Source organism: Sphingomonas sp. Leaf4 (assembly GCF_920939515.1).
Taxonomy (GTDB): Bacteria; Pseudomonadota; Alphaproteobacteria; order Sphingomonadales; family Sphingomonadaceae; genus Sphingomonas.
In genome coordinates, this window is sequence record NZ_CAKLBB010000004.1 from 193,452 (window position 1) to 210,252 (window position 16,801).

21 protein-coding genes are annotated in these 16,801 nt (G+C 67.4%); 8 read left to right on the top strand and 13 right to left on the bottom strand.

Going from position 1 to position 16,801, the window contains the following annotated elements; all coding sequences use genetic code 11:
* The first annotated feature begins 12 nt into the window (after window positions 1-12).
* On the top strand, window positions 13-1,185 hold the full coding sequence (chrA, locus tag LRA89_RS07465) for a chromate efflux transporter (RefSeq protein ID WP_230769641.1): 1,173 nt from the start codon (window positions 13-15) through the stop codon (window positions 1,183-1,185).
* 273 nt (window positions 1,186-1,458) lie between these two features.
* Here the strand turns inward: chrA and grxD are convergent, their stop codons facing one another.
* From grxD to LRA89_RS07510, 10 genes are all read right to left on the bottom strand, one after another.
* Window positions 1,459-1,782: a Grx4 family monothiol glutaredoxin gene (gene grxD / locus LRA89_RS07470; RefSeq protein ID WP_230769642.1), complete on the bottom strand. Its 324-nt coding sequence runs from the start codon at window positions 1,780-1,782 to the stop codon at window positions 1,459-1,461.
* 11 nt (window positions 1,783-1,793) lie between these two features.
* On the bottom strand, window positions 1,794-2,030 hold the full coding sequence (locus tag LRA89_RS07475) for a BolA/IbaG family iron-sulfur metabolism protein (protein WP_056498062.1): 237 nt from the start codon (window positions 2,028-2,030) through the stop codon (window positions 1,794-1,796).
* A gap of 1 nt (window position 2,031) precedes the next feature.
* On the bottom strand, window positions 2,032-2,355 hold the full coding sequence (locus LRA89_RS07480; RefSeq protein WP_230769643.1) for a DUF1476 domain-containing protein: 324 nt from the start codon (window positions 2,353-2,355) through the stop codon (window positions 2,032-2,034).
* A 65-nt stretch (window positions 2,356-2,420) separates the two neighbouring features.
* Entirely contained in the window at window positions 2,421-3,011 is a 591-nt protein-coding gene (gene leuD / locus LRA89_RS07485) for a 3-isopropylmalate dehydratase small subunit (protein WP_230769644.1), read from the bottom strand.
* On the bottom strand, window positions 3,011-3,799 hold the full coding sequence (locus LRA89_RS07490) for an N-acyl homoserine lactonase family protein (protein ID WP_443024948.1): 789 nt from the start codon (window positions 3,797-3,799) through the stop codon (window positions 3,011-3,013). The genes leuD and LRA89_RS07490 overlap by 1 nt, the downstream gene beginning before the upstream one ends.
* 38 nt (window positions 3,800-3,837) lie before the next feature.
* Window positions 3,838-3,960 (bottom strand): hypothetical protein, encoded by a 123-nt coding sequence (locus tag LRA89_RS20465; protein WP_268795720.1) that lies wholly within the window; start codon window positions 3,958-3,960, stop codon window positions 3,838-3,840.
* Window positions 3,957-5,402, bottom strand: a complete 1,446-nt coding sequence (gene leuC, locus LRA89_RS07495; RefSeq protein ID WP_230769646.1) for a 3-isopropylmalate dehydratase large subunit — start codon at window positions 5,400-5,402, stop codon at window positions 3,957-3,959. Before leuC ends, LRA89_RS20465 begins: the two co-directional genes overlap by 4 nt.
* Window positions 5,403-5,831: 429 nt before the next feature.
* Window positions 5,832-6,467 (bottom strand): CoA transferase subunit B, encoded by a 636-nt coding sequence (locus LRA89_RS07500; protein WP_230769647.1) that lies wholly within the window; start codon window positions 6,465-6,467, stop codon window positions 5,832-5,834.
* Between the two features lie 6 nt (window positions 6,468-6,473).
* Entirely contained in the window at window positions 6,474-7,364 is an 891-nt protein-coding gene (locus LRA89_RS07505) for an HAD family acid phosphatase (RefSeq protein ID WP_230769648.1), read from the bottom strand.
* A gap of 140 nt (window positions 7,365-7,504) precedes the next feature.
* Entirely contained in the window at window positions 7,505-8,206 is a 702-nt protein-coding gene (locus tag LRA89_RS07510; RefSeq protein WP_230769649.1) for a CoA transferase subunit A, read from the bottom strand.
* A gap of 125 nt (window positions 8,207-8,331) precedes the next feature.
* Between LRA89_RS07510 and LRA89_RS07515 the strand changes: the two genes are divergently transcribed.
* Complete coding sequence (locus LRA89_RS07515; protein WP_230769650.1) at window positions 8,332-9,984, top strand: thiamine pyrophosphate-binding protein; 1,653 nt, start codon at window positions 8,332-8,334, stop codon at window positions 9,982-9,984.
* Window positions 9,985-10,072: 88 nt separating this feature from the next.
* Here the strand turns inward: LRA89_RS07515 and LRA89_RS07520 are convergent, their stop codons facing one another.
* Together LRA89_RS07520 and thiS are read right to left on the bottom strand one after the other, a co-directional pair.
* On the bottom strand, window positions 10,073-10,255 hold the full coding sequence (locus LRA89_RS07520) for a CsbD family protein (protein ID WP_055759057.1): 183 nt from the start codon (window positions 10,253-10,255) through the stop codon (window positions 10,073-10,075).
* Between the two features lie 89 nt (window positions 10,256-10,344).
* Entirely contained in the window at window positions 10,345-11,349 is a 1,005-nt protein-coding gene (thiS, locus tag LRA89_RS07525) for a sulfur carrier protein ThiS (RefSeq protein WP_082448216.1), read from the bottom strand.
* A gap of 111 nt (window positions 11,350-11,460) precedes the next feature.
* Between thiS and aroQ the strand changes: the two genes are divergently transcribed.
* The 6 genes from aroQ (at window position 11,461) to LRA89_RS07560 (ending at window position 16,503) form a co-directional block, all read left to right on the top strand.
* A complete protein-coding gene (gene aroQ, locus LRA89_RS07535; RefSeq protein WP_230769651.1) occupies window positions 11,461-11,907 on the top strand; it encodes a type II 3-dehydroquinate dehydratase in 447 nt (148 codons plus the stop codon).
* A 38-nt stretch (window positions 11,908-11,945) separates the two neighbouring features.
* The gene (gene accB, locus LRA89_RS07540) at window positions 11,946-12,458 is read left to right on the top strand and encodes an acetyl-CoA carboxylase biotin carboxyl carrier protein (RefSeq protein WP_230769652.1); all 513 of its coding nucleotides are present in this window, start codon (window positions 11,946-11,948) and stop codon (window positions 12,456-12,458) included.
* A gap of 1 nt (window position 12,459) precedes the next feature.
* Window positions 12,460-13,812, top strand: a complete 1,353-nt coding sequence (accC, locus tag LRA89_RS07545) for an acetyl-CoA carboxylase biotin carboxylase subunit (RefSeq protein WP_230769653.1) — start codon at window positions 12,460-12,462, stop codon at window positions 13,810-13,812.
* Window positions 13,813-14,084: 272 nt separating this feature from the next.
* Window positions 14,085-14,420 carry an arsenate reductase (glutaredoxin) gene (gene arsC / locus LRA89_RS07550; RefSeq protein WP_230769654.1) on the top strand — a complete coding sequence of 112 codons (336 nt, stop codon included), beginning with the start codon at window positions 14,085-14,087 and terminating at the stop codon, window positions 14,418-14,420.
* 198 nt (window positions 14,421-14,618) lie between these two features.
* Window positions 14,619-16,214 (top strand): phospholipase D-like domain-containing protein, encoded by a 1,596-nt coding sequence (locus tag LRA89_RS07555; protein ID WP_230769655.1) that lies wholly within the window; start codon window positions 14,619-14,621, stop codon window positions 16,212-16,214.
* 13 nt (window positions 16,215-16,227) lie between these two features.
* Window positions 16,228-16,503 (top strand): hypothetical protein, encoded by a 276-nt coding sequence (locus LRA89_RS07560; protein WP_230769656.1) that lies wholly within the window; start codon window positions 16,228-16,230, stop codon window positions 16,501-16,503.
* 59 nt (window positions 16,504-16,562) lie between these two features.
* Here the strand turns inward: LRA89_RS07560 and LRA89_RS07565 are convergent, their stop codons facing one another.
* Window positions 16,563-16,799, bottom strand: coding sequence for a hypothetical protein (locus tag LRA89_RS07565; RefSeq protein WP_230769657.1), 237 nt, complete (start codon window positions 16,797-16,799; stop codon window positions 16,563-16,565).
* Window positions 16,800-16,801: the final 2 nt, after the last annotated feature.

Below are 16,801 nucleotides of genomic sequence, written 5' to 3' on the forward strand. Positions count from 1 at the left end.
TCGGAGCGTATGATGCCGAACCCTGCCCCGCCCGCGATCGGCCTGATCGCACTGTTCCTCAAATTCCTCCGCTTCGGCGCGCTCGCCTTCGGCGGGCCGGTGGTGCAGATCGCGATGCTGCGCGACGCGCTGGTGACGCGCGAACGCTGGATCGATCCCGCCCGCTTCAACCGGCTGCTCGCGGTGCTGCAGGTGCTGCCCGGCCCCGAGGCGCACGAGCTGTGCGTCCATATGGGCATGATCGCGCGCGGGCGGATCGGCGGGCTGCTCGCCGGGCTTGGCTTCATGCTGCCCGGACTGGTGCTGATGCTCGCCGCCGGCTGGGCCTATGTCCGCTTCGTCGCCGGAATGGGCGCGTTCGCCGGGCCGCTGCTGGGGCTACAGATCGTCGTGCTGGCCGTGATCGCCCGCGCGGTGTGGCGGATCGGCCGGCATGTCATCGAAGGGCCGGCGCTGGGCCTCGTCGCACTCGCCGCCTTCGCCGCGACGCTCGCCGGCGCGCCGTTCTGGATCGTGCTTGCGGCGGCGGGTGCGGCCTATACGCTGATCGCGCGGCGGTTGGTCGTGGTCGGCATCGTCGCGCTGGCGGTCGCCGTCACGCTGCTCGTCCAGCCGTTCGGCCTTCGTCCGGCGACGCTCGCCGCCACGACGCCGACCGTCGGTCTGCTGTTCCTCGCCGGCTTGAAGGGCGGGCTGCTGACCTTCGGCGGGGCCTATACCGCCATCCCCTATGTCCGCGCCGATACCGTCGGGCGCGGCTGGATCGGCGACGCGGCGTTCCTCGACGGCATCGCCATCGCCGGACTGCTGCCCGCGCCGCTCGTGATCTTCGCGACCTTCGTCGGCTATGTCAGCGGCGGACTGGCCGGCGCGCTCGCGATCACGGCGGGCATGTTCCTGCCCGCCTTCGCCTTCTCGCTGATCTTCTACGAACGGCTGGAGGCGATCGTCGCCCATCCGGCCTTGCAGCGCGCGCTGACCGGCGTTGCCGCCGCCGTCATCGGCATCATCGCCGCGACCTTCGCCGGTCTCGCCATCGCCACCGCCGGCCGGGTGACATGGCTGCCCATCGCCATCGTCCTGTTCGTGACAGCCTTGCTTGGGGCGATCCGGCTGAAAGGAACGTGGGTAACGCCCGCGATCCTCGCCGCCGGCCTCCTCGCCGGCGCGCTGCTGCCGTTGTGACATGCCGCACGCGCCCGACTGTCGGAAAATCTTACGATCACGCCACCCCGCCGAACCGCGTTAACGATTACACCCGGCATGAATCCGCCATCGGCGGCAACTGGCACGGCGACTGCATCGCCTGGCGTACCCCGATGCGTTCGCGCCTCGACGGGCGGATCGGTTTCCTCCAGTCGCCGATCCGCCCAACCCGGGGCCTCTCCAACGCACAGCAAAAAGCCCGACCGCACCATCGTGCCGCCGGGCCTTCCGCCTGCAACGCTGTCGCCGGAATCAGGCCACCTTGTCGCCCCCGATCAGCTCCGCCAGCTCACCGCTCTCGTACATCTCCATCATGATGTCCGATCCGCCGACGAATTCGCCGCCGACATAAAGCTGCGGGATCGTCGGCCAGTCCGAATAGGCCTTGATGCCCTGACGGATGCCCTGATCCTGCAACACGTCGACGCTCTCGAATTCGGCGTTCAGGTGGTTCAGGATCGCCACCGCCCGGCTGGAGAAACCGCATTGCGGGAACAGCGGGCTGCCCTTCATGAACAGCACCACGTCATTGTTCTTCACCACCGCATCGATGCGGGCGTTCGTGTCGTCGGTCATACTCATGGTCCTCAGGCCGCCGGAACGGCGGTGGTCAGTTGCAGCGCATGGAGCACGCCGCCCATGCGCCCGCCCAAAGCGGCATAGACCGCGCGCTGCTGCGCGACGCGGCTCAGCCCACGGAATTGTTCGGAGGTGACGCGCGCGGCATAATGGTCGCCGTCACCGGCCAGATCGGTGATCTCGACCACCGCATCGGGAATGGCGGCGACGATCAGCGCCTGAATGTCCTCGGCTGCCATCGGCATGTCACATGCTCTCCAGCAACTGGCGACGCGCCTCGACCTCGGCATCGGCCATCGCCTGCCGGATCTCGGCTTCCTCAAAGGATACGCCGGCGGCGGTCAGGTCCGACACCAGCTTGCGCACCACGTCCTCGTCGCCGACTTCCTCGAAATCGGCCTGCACGACGGCAGTCGCATAGGCATCGGTTTCTTCCGGGGTCAGCCCCATGCGGCTAGCCGCCCAATGCCCCAGCAACCGGTTGCGCCGCGCGGTCACGCGGAACGCCATCTCACCGTCGCGCGCGAATTTCGCCTCGAAAGCGCGTTCCCGGTCGTCGAACATGGTCATGGCGGTCCCCTGTGGTCGTTACGCACCAGATAGGTCCGCCGACGCCCCCGTGCAACGCCGTAGCGTCAGCCACCACCGTTCAGCCACGGCCGCGCCGTCGCAACCTGCGCCTCGTATCCGCCGATCGCCGCATCCCGCGCCAGCGTCATGCCGATCTCGTCGAGCCCTTCGATCAGGCACTTGCGCCGGAACGGGTCGAGTTCGAACGTAAAGCGATCCTGAAACGGCGTCGTGACCGTCATCGTCTCGAGGTCGACCGCGACCGTATGCTCGCGCGCCACCTCGACCAGCCGGTCGACCGCGTCTTGCGGCAGCACGACCGTGACGATGCCGTTCTTGATCGCGTTGCCCGAAAAAATGTCCGAGAAGCTCGGCGCGATCACCGCGCGGACGCCCATGTCGCCCAGCGCCCATGCGGCATGTTCGCGACTGGAGCCGCAGCCGAAATTCTCACCCGCGATCAGCACCGGCGCGCCGGCATAGCGCGGATCGTCGAACAGGTTGCCCGGCTCGGCGCGCACGCTCTCGAACGCGCCCTGGCCCAGCCCCTCGCGGGTCGTGGTTTTCAGCCAGTGCGCCGGGATGATGATGTCGGTGTCGATATTCTTGGCGCCCCACGGATAGGCGCGCCCCTCGACATGAACCACCGGTTCCATCAGCGGGCCGATGCCGGAAAGGCGGGCAGCTTCGCCACGTCTCCCGCCTCGTGCTGCAGGATCACCGTCGCCTTCAGATTGCCGGCCAGCCGCTTGAACCGGTCGAGCGAGGCGAGCGACTGCGCGCGGTCGACGTTGAACGGCGGAATGCCATTGCTGTCAAAATTCTCGCGGAAATGCGCGGTATCGCCCGAAATCAGCACCGGCCCTTTACCCTTCAACCGCACCAGCAGCGCGTGATGCCCCGGCGTGTGGCCGGGCATGGTCAGCATCGTGACGCTGCCGTCGCCGAACACGTCCTTGTCGCCCTCGACACCCTCGATCTTCGATCCGCCGCCGAACCACGGTTTGAGCGGTTCGGCGCTCGTGCCCGGCGTGCCGGCCTTCAGCGCGTCGACATCGCCCTGCCCGATCAGCAGCGTCGCGCCGGGAAAGCCCGCCGCCTGTCCGCTATGGTCGAAATGATAATGGCTGATGCCGACGCGGCCGATTTTTTCGGGCGCGACGCCGATCTGCGCCAGTTGCCGCTTGATCGTGGTGGTCAGCACCGGCGACATCGCGTCGGTGCCGTTCGGCGCCTTGCCCAGCACCGCCTCGGGCAGCCCGGTGTCCCACAGCATATAGTCGCCGCCATGCCGGATCAGATAACAGCTCGCGACCAGCCGCTTGGTCCGGCCGGTATAGGCCAGCGTGTCGGAAAAGGCGTTGAGGTCGTTGACCTGCACGCCGCCACAATCCAGCCGCCACAGCTCGACGTCGGCCGCCTTGGGAGCGGGTGCCTGCCCCATCGTCAGCAGCAGCGCGGCGGCCGCCGCGATCCGTGCGATCACGAACGCGCATCCTCGCGCGGCGTGATCGGCTTGCCCGTCGGGCGCACGCTCGACGCATAGGCCGCCGCCATGCCGCTCAGCACCGCGCCCGCGATCAACGCCATCAACACCCGCTTCATGCCATCTGCTCCGTCACCAGTTCGCGCACATCGGCCAGCCGCCCCGTCACCGCCGCCGCCGCCGCCATGGCGGGGCTGAGCAGGTGGGTGCGGGCACCCGGTCCCTGCCGCCCTACGAAATTGCGGTTGCTGGTGGAAGCGCAGCGTTCGCCCGGCGGCACCTTGTCGGGGTTCATCGCCAGACACATCGAACAGCCCGGCTCGCGCCACTCGAACCCCGCCTCGGTAAAGATGCGGTCGAGCCCCTCGGCCTCGGCCTGCCGCTTGACCAGCCCCGATCCGGGCACGACCAGCGCCTGTTTCACGCCGCCTGCGACCCGCCGCCCCTTCACCACGCTGGCCGCCGCGCGCAGATCCTCGATCCGGCTGTTGGTGCAACTGCCGATGAAGATATAGCTGACCGGCACATCCTGCATCCGCGTGCCCGGCGTCAGCCCCATGTAATCGAGCGATTTCTGCGCCGCGACGCGCTTGCTCGGATCGGCGAAGCTGTCGGGCGACGGCACGACGCCGGTGATCGGCACCACATCCTCGGGGCTGGTCCCCCAGGTCAGCGACGGCGCGATGTCGCTGGCGTGGAGGCGCACGACCTTGTCGTACACCGCGCCCACGTCGGTCGGCAGCGTCCGCCAATATTCGACCGCCCGGTCCCAGTCCGCGCCTTGCGGCGCCATCGGCCGGCCTTTCAGATAGGCGAAGGTCGTCTCGTCGGGCGCGATCAGGCCGGCACGCGCGCCACCCTCGATCGACATGTTGCTGACCGTCAGCCGCCCCTCGACCGACAGGGCACGAATGACCTCACCGGTATATTCGACGACATAGCCGGTGCCGCCCGCAGCACCCGTCTTGCCGATGATCGCCAGCACCACGTCCTTGGCCGACACACCGTACCCCAGCGTCCCGTCGACGCGGATCTCCATCGTCTTGGACGGTTGCAGCAGCAACGTCTGCGTGGCCAGCACATGCTCGACCTCGCTGGTGCCGATGCCGAACGCCAGCGCGCCCAGCGCCCCGTGCGCGCTGGTATGGCTGTCGCCGCACACCAGCGTCGTGCCCGGCAGGGTGAAGCCCTGCTCCGGCCCCACGACATGGACGATCCCCTGCTCGGCCGCCGTCGCGTCGATATAGCGGATGCCGAAATCGGGCGCGTTCGCCTCCAGCGCCGCCAGTTGGCTGGCGCTCGCCGGATCGGCGATCGGCAGGCGGTTGCCCGCCGCATCCCTGCGCGCGGTCGTCGGCAGATTATGGTCGGGCACCGCCAGCGTCAGGTCGGGCCGGCGCACCCGCCGCCCGGCGGCGCGCAGCCCGGCGAACGCCTGCGGGCTGGTGACTTCGTGGACGAGATGCCGGTCGATGTAGATCAGGCAGGTGCCGTCGTCGCGGCGTTCGACGACATGATCGTCCCAGATTTTCTCGTACAGCGTGCGCGGGGTGTTGCTCATGGCCCTGCCGTTAACCGAAAACGCGCCCGATCGAAAGGCAAGGCAACATTTCCTTGCGTAAAGACCCGGTTCGGGGACCCAAAACCGCTACCGGTTCGCCGATGCGATGACAGGCGTGGCGATGACCATCGCCATTGTCGAGGTGACGCTACCGTGGGGGTCAGGCTGCACGATACGGCAGGGCGATAGTCTGGTTCACGCGAAGGCGCGGAGACCGTGTGCGGCACAAGGCAGTCGCGACAGCGACCCTTCACCACCGCCGCAACGAACATAAAGGCTTCGCCCGACAAACCACAGCCGCCCGGAACGCAACCTCTCCGCGCCTCTGCGCCTCTGCGCGAAAACTACCTTCTTCCCGCACCTCCGCGCCTCCGCGCGAACAACCCTTCCACCTTCGCGTCTCAACGCCCTCGCGTGAACCCGGCTTTCCTACTCAACATAGGCCGCGGTGGTTTTGGCCCGAACATCCTCGCGCGTCACGCCCGGCGCGCATTCGATCAGCCGGAACGGGCTGTCATGGTCCGCCCGCTGGAACACCGCCAGATCGGTGACGATCATGTCGACCACGCCCTTGCCGGTCAGCGGCAGCGTGCATGCGGGGATGAACTTCGCATCGCCGTTCTTGGAGACATGCTCCATCACCACGATGATCTTCTTCACCCCGGCGACGAGGTCCATCGCCCCGCCCATGCCCTTCACCATCTTGCCCGGAATCATCCAGTTGGCGATGTCACCGTTCTCGGCCACTTCCATCGCGCCCAGCACGGTCAGGTCGATGTGCCCGCCGCGGATCATCGCGAAACTGTCGGCGCTGCTGAAATAGGCCGACTGCGGCAGTTCGCTGATCGTCTGCTTGCCGGCGTTGATGAGGTCGGGGTCCTCCTCGCCGGCGTAAGGGAACGGCCCGATGCCGAGCATCCCGTTCTCCGACTGGAGCGTCACCTCGACCCCCTCGGGGATATGATTCGCCACCAGCGTCGGGATGCCGATGCCGAGGTTGACGTAGAAACCGTCCTTCAGCTCGCGCGCGGCGCGTGCCGCCATTTCGTCGCGGGTCCATGCCATGCGGGCTTACTCCTTGCGCGCGCCGGGATCGCTCCAGCGCAGATCATTGGGGAACACATCGTCGAAATCGCCCGCCAGCGCGGTGCCATAGACGGGGTTGGGCAGCACGAACCAGCCATTGCCCCACAGACTGGCGATCGCCGGCGCATTGGCCGCCGCGCGCCGCTCGGCCGGTTTCAGCCCGGCGTTGAACAGGTCGCTGAAATCGCCGAGCTGATCGCCGACCAGCGCTACGACGCAATAGCGTTTCGCGATCATCGCCCGCCGCGCATCCTTGGCCGACCCGCCCGGCGTATCGCCTTTCAGGAACAGCGTTTCGCCATGCTTCGCCGGGCCGAGGCCCGCCCGATGGAGCGCCGCTTCGGTGAACCGTGCGGTCGCGGCATTGCGGTTGGAATTGAACACCACGGTCGCCCCCGCCGCCCTGAGCGCCGCCAGCGCCTCGACCGCGCCGGGCACCGCCTGCGTCGCGCGTCCGTCGGACCGCTCCCACCGTTCCCAGCGCGTCGCATCGTACGACAGCCCGCCGCGCGCGTCGGAATATTCATAACCGGTGTTCAGCAGCACGGTTTCGTCGACGTCGAACACGACGGCCGCCGGCCCGGTGCAGGGCAATTGCCCCGGCTCGGCCAGCGTCGCGCCCGGCGTCAGCACCGCCTGCAACGGCATCCGGCGCAGCGTTATGCGGTCACGCTGATATTGCTGCACATAGCGCACCAGCGCGGCATAGGTCTGGCGACTGGCCGCCGCCGCCTCGCCCGATCCATAGAGATACTGCATCCCCGCCGGCACGCCCGCGACGGTCGCGGGGGCAGGCGGGGCCGACTGGTTGCCGACCGCGACGACACACCCCGACAGCGCGAACGCCGCAGCGCCTGTAGCAAGCGCGCGGATCATCCCCCGCCCCATCGTCACCCCGGACTTGTTCCGGGGTCCACCGTGCCGCGAAGGCAACGCGCGTTGTGGCCGTGGATCAGCGGCCCCCGGAACAGGTCCGGGGTGACGGCGTGGTTGCGGAACACGCTCGTCCAACCGCATCATGCCCGTTCCCGCACGGTACGGAACTCGATCTGCTTGTCGTACGGGCTGCCGACGATCATCCGCTTCACATAGATGCCCGGCAGGTGGATCGTGTCGGAATCGAGGCTGCCGACCGGCACCACCTCCTCGACCTCGGCGACGCAGAGGTTGGCGGCGGTCGCCATCGGCTGGTTGAAATTGCGCGCCGTCTTGCGGAAGATCAAATTGCCGCTCTCGTCGGCCTTCCACCCCTTGATGATCGACAGGTCGGCGCGGATGCCGCGTTCGAGGATATAGTCCTCCCCGTCGAACGACTTCACTTCCTTGCCCTCGGCCACCAGCGTGCCGACGCCCGTCTTGGTGTAGAAGCCCGGGATCCCCGCGCCGCCTGCGCGACACCGCTCGGCCAGGGTACCCTGCGGGCAGAACTCGACCTCCAGCTCGCCCGAGAGATACTGCCGCTCGAACTCCTTGTTCTCGCCGACATAGCTCGAAATCATCTTGGCGACCTGTCGGCTGCGCAGCAGCTTGCCCAGACCCTGCCCGTCGATCCCGGCGTTGTTGCTGGCGATCGTCAGGCCTTTGACCCCCGAGGCCTCGATCGCGTCGATCAGCCGTTCGGGGATGCCGCACAGGCCGAAGCCGCCCGCGCAGATCGTCATGCCGTCGTGGAGCAATCCGTCCAGCGCCGCCGTGGCATCGGGGTACAGCTTCTTCACTCGCTCTCTCCTCTGGTCGCTCGGATCGGATTAGGCATGGGGGCCACACCGGGTCAAGCAGCCGGACCGGCCTTCGATTTCGTCGAATACTGGCGCTGCTCTGGCGCAGGCGATAGCGTGGGGTCATGACAAGTCCACGACCCGGCGGCCGCATCCTCGTCGACGCGCTGCGCATCCATGGCTGCGACCGCATCTTCCACGTTCCGGGCGAAAGCTTCCTCGCGGTGCTCGACGCGCTGCACGACACGCCCGCCATCGATCTCGTGACCTGCCGGCAGGAAGGCGGCGTCGGCTTCATGGCCTGTGCCGATGCGGTGCTTACGGGCAAGCCCGGCGTCGCCTTCGTCACGCGCGGCCCTGGTGCCACCAACGCCTCGATCGGGGTGCATGTCGCGATGCAGGATTCGGTGCCGATGCTGCTGTTCATCGGCGACGTCGACCGCGCGATGCGCGACCGGGAGGGGTTTCAGGAAGTCGATTTCCTGACGATGTTCGCTCCCTTGGCCAAACTGGTGCTGCGCATCGACGATCCGGCGCGCATCCCCGAATATATCGCCCGCGCGTGGCGCACCGCGACCTCCGGCCGCCCCGGCCCGGTGGTGATCGCGCTGCCCGAGGACATGCTGGTCGAGCAAGCCGTGGTCGCCGACCGGCCAGCGCTGGCGAAACTCGAACCCACGCTCGACCCGGCAGACTTCGCCGACCTGCTGGGTCAGTTGCGCCGCGCCGAACGCCCGGTCGCGATCGTCGGCGGTGCCGGCTGGGACAAGGCGACCGGCGCCGCCTTCGCCGCTTTCGCCAAGGACTGGGGCATGCCCGTCGCCGGCGCGTTCCGCCGGCAGGACGCGATCGCCAACGATACCCGCGCCTGGGCCGGCAACCTCGGCTACGGCCCCTCGCCCAAATTGGTGCAGCGGATCAAGGCCGCCGACCTGCTGCTCGTCGTCGGCGCGCGACTGGGCGAGGCGACCACCGACGGTTACACCCTCATCACCCCCGACCATCCGGGCCAGACGCTGATCCACGTCCATCCCGACCCGGCCGAACTCGACCGCGTCTACCGCACCGACATCGCTATCGCCGCCGATCCGTTCGCCTTCGCCGACATGCTCGCCCGCGCCGAACCGCCGGCCAATCCGCATCCCTCGGGTGCCGAAGCCCATGCCGAATGGCTCGCATGGTCGACCCCCGCGCCGCGCGACGTCACGCTCGACCTCGGCCAATGCGTCGCGGCGATGCGCGAGCGGCTGTCGGGCCACGACACGATCATCTGCAACGGCGCGGGCAATTTCTCGGGCTGGTGGCATCGCTATTGGCACTATGGCTGGTCGGGCACGCAGCTCGCCCCGACCTGCGGCGCGATGGGCTATGGCGTCCCCGCCGCCGTCGCCGCCGCGCTGCGCGAACCCGACAAACTGGCGGTCGCGGTGGCGGGCGACGGCGATTTCCTGATGAACGGGCAGGAACTGGCCACCGCCGTCCAGCATGGCGCCGACCTGCTCGTCATCCTCGTCGACAACGGCGGCTACGGCACGATCCGCATGCACCAGGAACGCGAATACCCCGCGCGCCTAAGCGGCACCGCGCTCGCCAACCCCGATTTCGCCGCGCTCGCCCGCGCCCATGGCGGCTGGGCCGAAACCGTCGGCACGACGGCGGAGTTCGCCCCCGCGCTCGACCGGGCGCTGGCGCGAAGCGGCGTCCGCCTGCTCCACCTGAAAACCGATATCGAGGTCATCACCCACGGCACCACCATCGCCGCGATCCGCGCGCGATAGGCCGAAACGAAAAGAGCCGCCCCGGTTTTCCGGAGCGGCTCTTTGACACCATTCGCCACTACGTCGGCGATACGCGGTGCCGTACGGCTCAGATCTTGTCGCCGAGCGCGCCCTTGACGCTGCCCTTGACATCCTGACCGGTGCCCTTGGCCTGCTGGGCCTCGCCTTCGGCTTCCAACCGCTCGTTGTCGGTCGCCTTGCCTACGGCTTCCTTGACGTTGCCGGCGATCTTGTTGCCGGCGGCGGCGAGCTTGTCGGTGAATTCACCCATGATTGGCTCCTGCGGGTTGGCGAGGTTTCCCTCGCTGGATTGCGATGATACAAACTGCCATCACCACCACGGGTTCCATTAAACTTAATTCATATCAGCCCGGCGAGCGGGCTCGACGGATCGGCATAGCGCCGCCGCTGCATCCGCCCCGCCAGATAGCCCATGCGCCCGGCCTCGACCGCCGCCTTCATCGCGGCGGCCATCAGCACCGGGTCCTTCGCCTCGGCGATCGCGGTGTTCATCAGCACGCCGTCGCAGCCCAGCTCCATCGCCACCGCCGCATCGGACGCCTGGCCAACCCCGGCATCGACCAGCACCGGCACCTTCGCCCCCTCGACGATCAGCCGGATCGTCACGAGGTTCTGGATGCCCAACCCCGACCCGATCGGCGCGCCCAGCGGCATGATCGCGACCGCGCCCACATCCTCCAGCCGTTTCGCGGCGATCGGATCGTCGACGCAATAGACCATCGGCAGGAACCCTTCCTTGGCCAGCACCTCGGTCGCGCGCAGCGTCTCGACCATGTCGGGGTACAGCGTGCGCGCCTCGCCCAGCACCTCCAGCTTGACGAGGTCCCACCCGCCCGCCTCGCGTGCGAGGCGCAGCGTGCGGATCGCGCTGTCGGCATCGAAACACCCGGCGGTGTTGGGCAGATAAGTGATCTTCTTCGGATCGATATAGTCGGTCAGCATCGGCGCCTTGGGATCGCTGACGTTCACGCGGCGCACCGCCACGGTCACGATCTCGGCACCCGATGCGGCGACGGCGGCGGCGTTCTGTTCGAAATCCTTGTATTTTCCCGTGCCCACGATTAGCCGCGAACGGAACGTCCGGCCCGCCACGCTCCAGCGATCATCGGCCACCTTGGCCCCATGATCGCCACCGCCGACGAAGTGGACGATCTCCAGATCGTCGCCATCCTCGACCACGACCTGCGCCAGCGTCGATCGTGGCACGACCTCCAGATTGCGCTCGACCGCGACCTTTTCGGGCACCAGTCCGATCTGCGCGGCCAGCTCGGCCAGCGTGATCCCGTCGCGAATCCGCCTGTGCTCGCCGTTGACCGTGATGGTGATGGTGCCGTCGCTGTGCATGTCGTCTCCTGTCGGGGCACGCCAAAGTCTCGACTTGCGCCCCCCGGTCCGGGTATGGTGCGCTGCATATAGGGACCGCGCCCGCGCACCCGCAACCGAAAGCCGCCGCCCGTGCCATCCCCCGCGCCCGCCACCGTCTATGTCCTGAACGGCCCGAATCTGAACCTGCTGGGCCTGCGCGAGCCCGAAATCTATGGGCAGGACACGCTCGACGACATCGCCGGCATGCTGGAGGATCGCGCGCGCGAACTCGGCCTCGCCATCGACCTGCGCCAGTCGAACCACGAAGGCCATCTGATCGACTGGCTGCACGAGGCGCAGGCGGAAGGGGCGAAGGCGGTGCTGCTCAACGCCGGCGGCTTCACCCACACCTCGGTCGCGATCCATGACGCGATCAAGGCGGTCAGGACCCCGGTGATCGAGGTCCATCTGTCCAACCCGCACCGGCGCGAGGACTTCCGCCACACCAGTTTCATCGGGCGCGCGGCACGGGGCACCGTCGCCGGGTTCGGCGCGCTCTCCTATCTGGTCGCGCTTGAAGCGGCCGCCCGCATCTGACACAGGCGCGGTTTTTTGAGAATTGTTAAGGGGTAGGCATGGCAGACGACAATCAGGGCGAAGGAACGCCGTTCACCAGCCACGCGATGCGCGTCGACATCGATCTGGTCCGCGCGCTGGCGCAGGTGCTCGACGAAACCGATCTGACCGAGGTCGAGGTGGAGGACGGCGCGCGCAAGGTGCGCGTGGTGCGCAAGCCCGCGCCGGTGCAGGCGGCGAACTATGCCCCGGCCTATGCCCCCGCCCCGGTCCAGCCGCAACTGGCCGCGCCTGCGACCACGATCGAGGCCGCCGCCGCCGTCGCCCCGGTCAGCGCGGTGCCCCCCGTCACCTCGCCGATGGTCGGCACCGTCTATCTGGCGGCCAATCCCGAAGCCAAGCCGTTCATCGCGGTGGGCCAAAAGGTATCGGCCGGCGACACGCTGGTCATCATCGAGGCGATGAAGGTCATGAACCCGATCGTCGCCCCGGCGGCGGGCACCGTGACGCAGATCCTGGTATCGAACGGCCAGCCGGTCGAATTCGACCAGCCGCTGGTGGTCGTCGAATAACATGCCCGACATCAAGAAACTGCTGATCGCCAACCGCGGCGAAATCGCGCTGCGCATCCACCGCGCCTGCCATGAAATGGGCATCAAGACGGTCGCGGTCCATTCGACCGCCGATGCCGACGCGATGCACGTGCGGCTGGCGGACGAGGCGATCTGTATCGGCCCGCCGTCGGCGACCGACAGCTATCTCAACATCCCCAACATCATTTCGGCGGCCGAGATCAGCGGTGCGGACGCGATCCATCCGGGCTATGGCTTCCTGTCGGAAAACGCCAAGTTCGCCGAGATCGTCGAGCTGCACAATCTGATCTTCGTCGGCCCGAAGCCCGAACATATCCGGGTGATGGGCGACAAGGTGGAGGCCAAGCGCACCGCCGGCAAGCTCGGCCTGCCGCTCGTCCCCGGCTCCGACGGCCCGATCGCCGATGTCGAGGAAGCCAAGGCGATCGCCGCATCGATCGGCTATCCGGTCATCATCAAGGCGGCATCGGGCGGCGGCGGTCGCGGCATGAAGGTCTGCAATTCCGAGGACCAGCTCGAAACGCTGATGCAGCAGGCCGGCTCCGAGGCGAAGGCGGCGTTCGGCGACGCCACCGTCTATATGGAGAAATATCTCGGCAATCCGCGCCACATCGAATTTCAGGTGTTCGGCGACGGCAACGGCCATGCGATCCATCTGGGCGAACGCGATTGTTCGCTGCAACGCCGCCACCAGAAGGTGCTGGAGGAAGCCCCCTCCCCCGTCTTGTCGGAGGAAGAGCGCAACCGCATGGGCATGGTCTGTGCGAAGGCGATGGCCGACATGGCCTATCGTGGTGCTGGCACGATCGAATTCCTGTGGGAAAACGGCGAGTTCTATTTCATCGAAATGAACACCCGGCTTCAGGTCGAACATCCCGTGACCGAGATGATTACCGGCATCGATCTGGTTCGCGAACAGATTCGCGTGGCGGAGGGGCACGGCCTCACCTGTGGTCAGGAACAGGTCCGCTTCCACGGCCATGCGATCGAATGCCGCATCAATGCCGAGGACCCGAAGACCTTCGCCCCCTCGCCCGGCACTGTGAAGCATTTCCACGCGCCCGGCGGGATGCACGTCCGCGTCGACAGCGGCCTGTACGCCGGCTACCGCGTGCCGCCCTATTACGACAGCATGATCGCCAAGCTGATCGTCTATGGCACCACCCGCGAACGCTGCATCATGCGCCTGCGCCGCGCGCTGGAGGAATTCGTGATCGAGGGGATGAAGACCACCATCCCGCTGCATCAGGCGCTGATCGACGATCCGCAGTTCAACCAGGGCGACTATACGATCAAGTGGCTGGAGGAATGGCTGGCCCGCAACCCGGACTGACCGGTTCCGGCGGGGAGGGCACGGTCCTCCCCGCCGGAACCCGACGTCATTCCAAGGCAGATCGACTTTCATTCGCGCGTCGTCACCCCGGACCTGTTCCGGGGTCCACGGTGCGGCAAACGGTGCGGTTCGAGCTTCTATCGACAGCGTTCGCGGCCCGGTGGACCCCGGAACAGGTCCGGGGTGACGATAGGGACATGAATGTCGATCGGCCTTGGTTCAGGCTCCGGCCTTCGCCGGGGCGTCGTTTCCGTGCAGGTAGGGCAGGAACCATGAACGCGACGATCTATCACAACCCGCGCTGCTCGAAATCGCGCGCCGCGCTCGCGCTGCTCACCCAAGCCGGCGCGACCGTGACCGTCGTCGACTATCTCAAGACCCCGCCCGACGCCGAAACCCTCGGCGCCCTGTTCGCCCGCGCCGGCATTACCGCGCGCGAAGCGCTGCGCACCGGCGAAGCCGAAGCGAAAGCGCTGAAGGGTGCCGATGACGCCGCGATCCTCGCCGCGATGGCCGCGCATCCGATCCTGATCGAACGCCCGATCGTCGCGACCGACAAGGGCGTCGTGATCGCCCGTCCACCCGAACGGCTGCTCGACCTGCTCTGAAGCGCTGTCCTACAGCGGCGCGCCCTGCCATGCTCGCCGCCTTCGCGTGCGGCATGGGCCAGCGCATCGATCGGGGGAGGCAGGAACAGCAACGAAACACGTCGTTAGTGTAAACTTTGTAAACTTTGGACCGGGCGCATTCGACTAACCCGCCGTAATCGCTTGGAACCGTAACGTTTGCCTGTCATTGCATCGGCCATGGCGCTTCATACCCCTCCGCTCGACCCGAACCGCAACTGCTGGCGGATCGAGCAGGCGACCCGCGCGACCGTGCTGGTCGATGCCGACAATTATTTCGCCGCCGCCCGCGCCGCGATGCTCAAAGCCCGCAAACAAATCCTGCTGATCGGCTGGGATTTCGACGCGCGCATCCGCTTCAAGACCGATGCGGCGACCGAAGGCCCGGAAAAGGTTGGCGAATTCATCAGTTGGCTGGTCCGCCGGACGCCGGGACTCCAGGTCCATATCCTGCGGTGGGATACCGGCGCGATCAAGACGCTGTTCCACGGCCAGACCCTGCTGCGCATCGCCAAATGGATCAACGATCCCCAGGTCCACCTCCGGCTCGACGGGCATCATCCGGTCGCCGGATCGCATCACCAGAAGGTGGTCGTGATTGACGACGACGTCGCCTTCTGCGGCGGCATCGACATGACCGTCGACCGTTGGGACACGCGCGAGCATATCGACGACGATCCCCGCAGGATCGAACCCGACGGCACCCCCTACAAGCCGTGGCACGACGTCACCACCGCCCTGGAAGGGCCGATCGCCGCTGCGCTCGGCGACATGTGCCGCGCCCGCTGGCAGGTGTCGGGCGGCGAGGACCTGCCCCGGCCGACCGACGCCGGCGGCTGCTGGCCCGACGGGCTGGAGGCCGACTTCACCGATGTCGAGGTCGCGATTGCCCGCACCATCCCCGAGATGGCCGAACAGGTGCCCGTCCACGAGATCGAGGCGCTCTACCTCGACCTGATCGCCCGCGCCGAACGCTTCATCTATGCCGAGAGCCAGTATTTCGCCTCGCGCAAGGTCGCCGAGGCGATCGCCCGCCGATTGGACGAGGCCGATGGCCCCGAGGTCGTGATCGTCAACCCAACCACCGCCGAGGGCTGGCTGGAACCGATCGCGATGGATTCGGCGCGCGCCCGGATCTTCCAGGCGCTCAAGGAACGCGACCGGCACGACCGGCTGCGGCTCTATCATCCCTTCACCGCCGGCGGCACGGCGATCTATGTCCATGCCAAGGTGACGGTGATCGACGACCAGTTGCTGCGCGTCGGCTCGTCCAACTTCAACAACCGTTCGCTGCGGCTAGACACCGAATGCGACGTGACGATCGACGCGACGCGCCACGCCAATGCCGACGAGCGCCGCACCATCGCCGGCATCCGCGATTCGCTGCTGGCCGAGCATCTCGACGTGACCTGTGAAGTGGTGCAGGACACGCTGGCGCGCACCAACTCGCTGATCGCGACGATCGAGGAACTGCGCGGGGACGGCCGCTCGCTGCGCCCCTATGAAATCCCCGATCTCAACGGCGTCATGGAATGGCTCGCCGACAACAAGGTCCTCGATCCCGAAGGTCCCGAGGAGATGTTCGAGGCCTTCTCGACCCGCAAGCCGCTGCTGCGCCGGCTGGCCAAGCACCGCCCGCACCTCCACCGCGCCGACAACACACTGTCGCCGGTGGTGACGGCGGTCGCGGTCGGCGGCGTGGTGGCCGGCGGCACGCTGGTCGGCATGATGTTGTGGCAGGCGTGGAACAGGCGCGATACCGGTCAACCATCATGACAATGGCGCAGTGATGGACATGCTGGCGTGGATCGTGGCGGGGCTCGCATGGACCATGGCGGCAACCTCGTTGCCGGTCCTCCAGCCGCATGTTCCGCAACGAACGGTGCAAATTCTCAACGGCGCGACGCTGATCGGCTTTCTGCTGCTTGGCCTGCGCTGGTGGCACGCCGATTTCGCGGCGGCGGCATGGAACGACCGCGCGTTCGCGGTGCTAATGCTCGGACTTGCCGCCGAGTCGTGTATCCGCGCCGCCACGCGGCGATCAAAGGCGGATGCGTCCGCCTGAACAGGCGCGGACGATGCCGGAATACGGGGAGCCGCCGGCTCCCCGCACCGACCCCGGACTTAGTTGCTGTCCGAATTGTCGTCGTCGACCGCGATGTACACGCCGCCCGCGACGATCGCCGCGGCGAGCAGCAGGAACACCAGACCACCGCCGGCCAGCTTGTTCGACGCCTTCTGCGGCGCGCTCGCGCGGACCGACTTGGCGACCGACAGTGCCGATGCGTTCTGGGCATTGGCGGCGATCGGCGCGGCGACCAGCGCAGTTGCAGCAAGCGCGGTGAGGAACTTCGAAACCATAG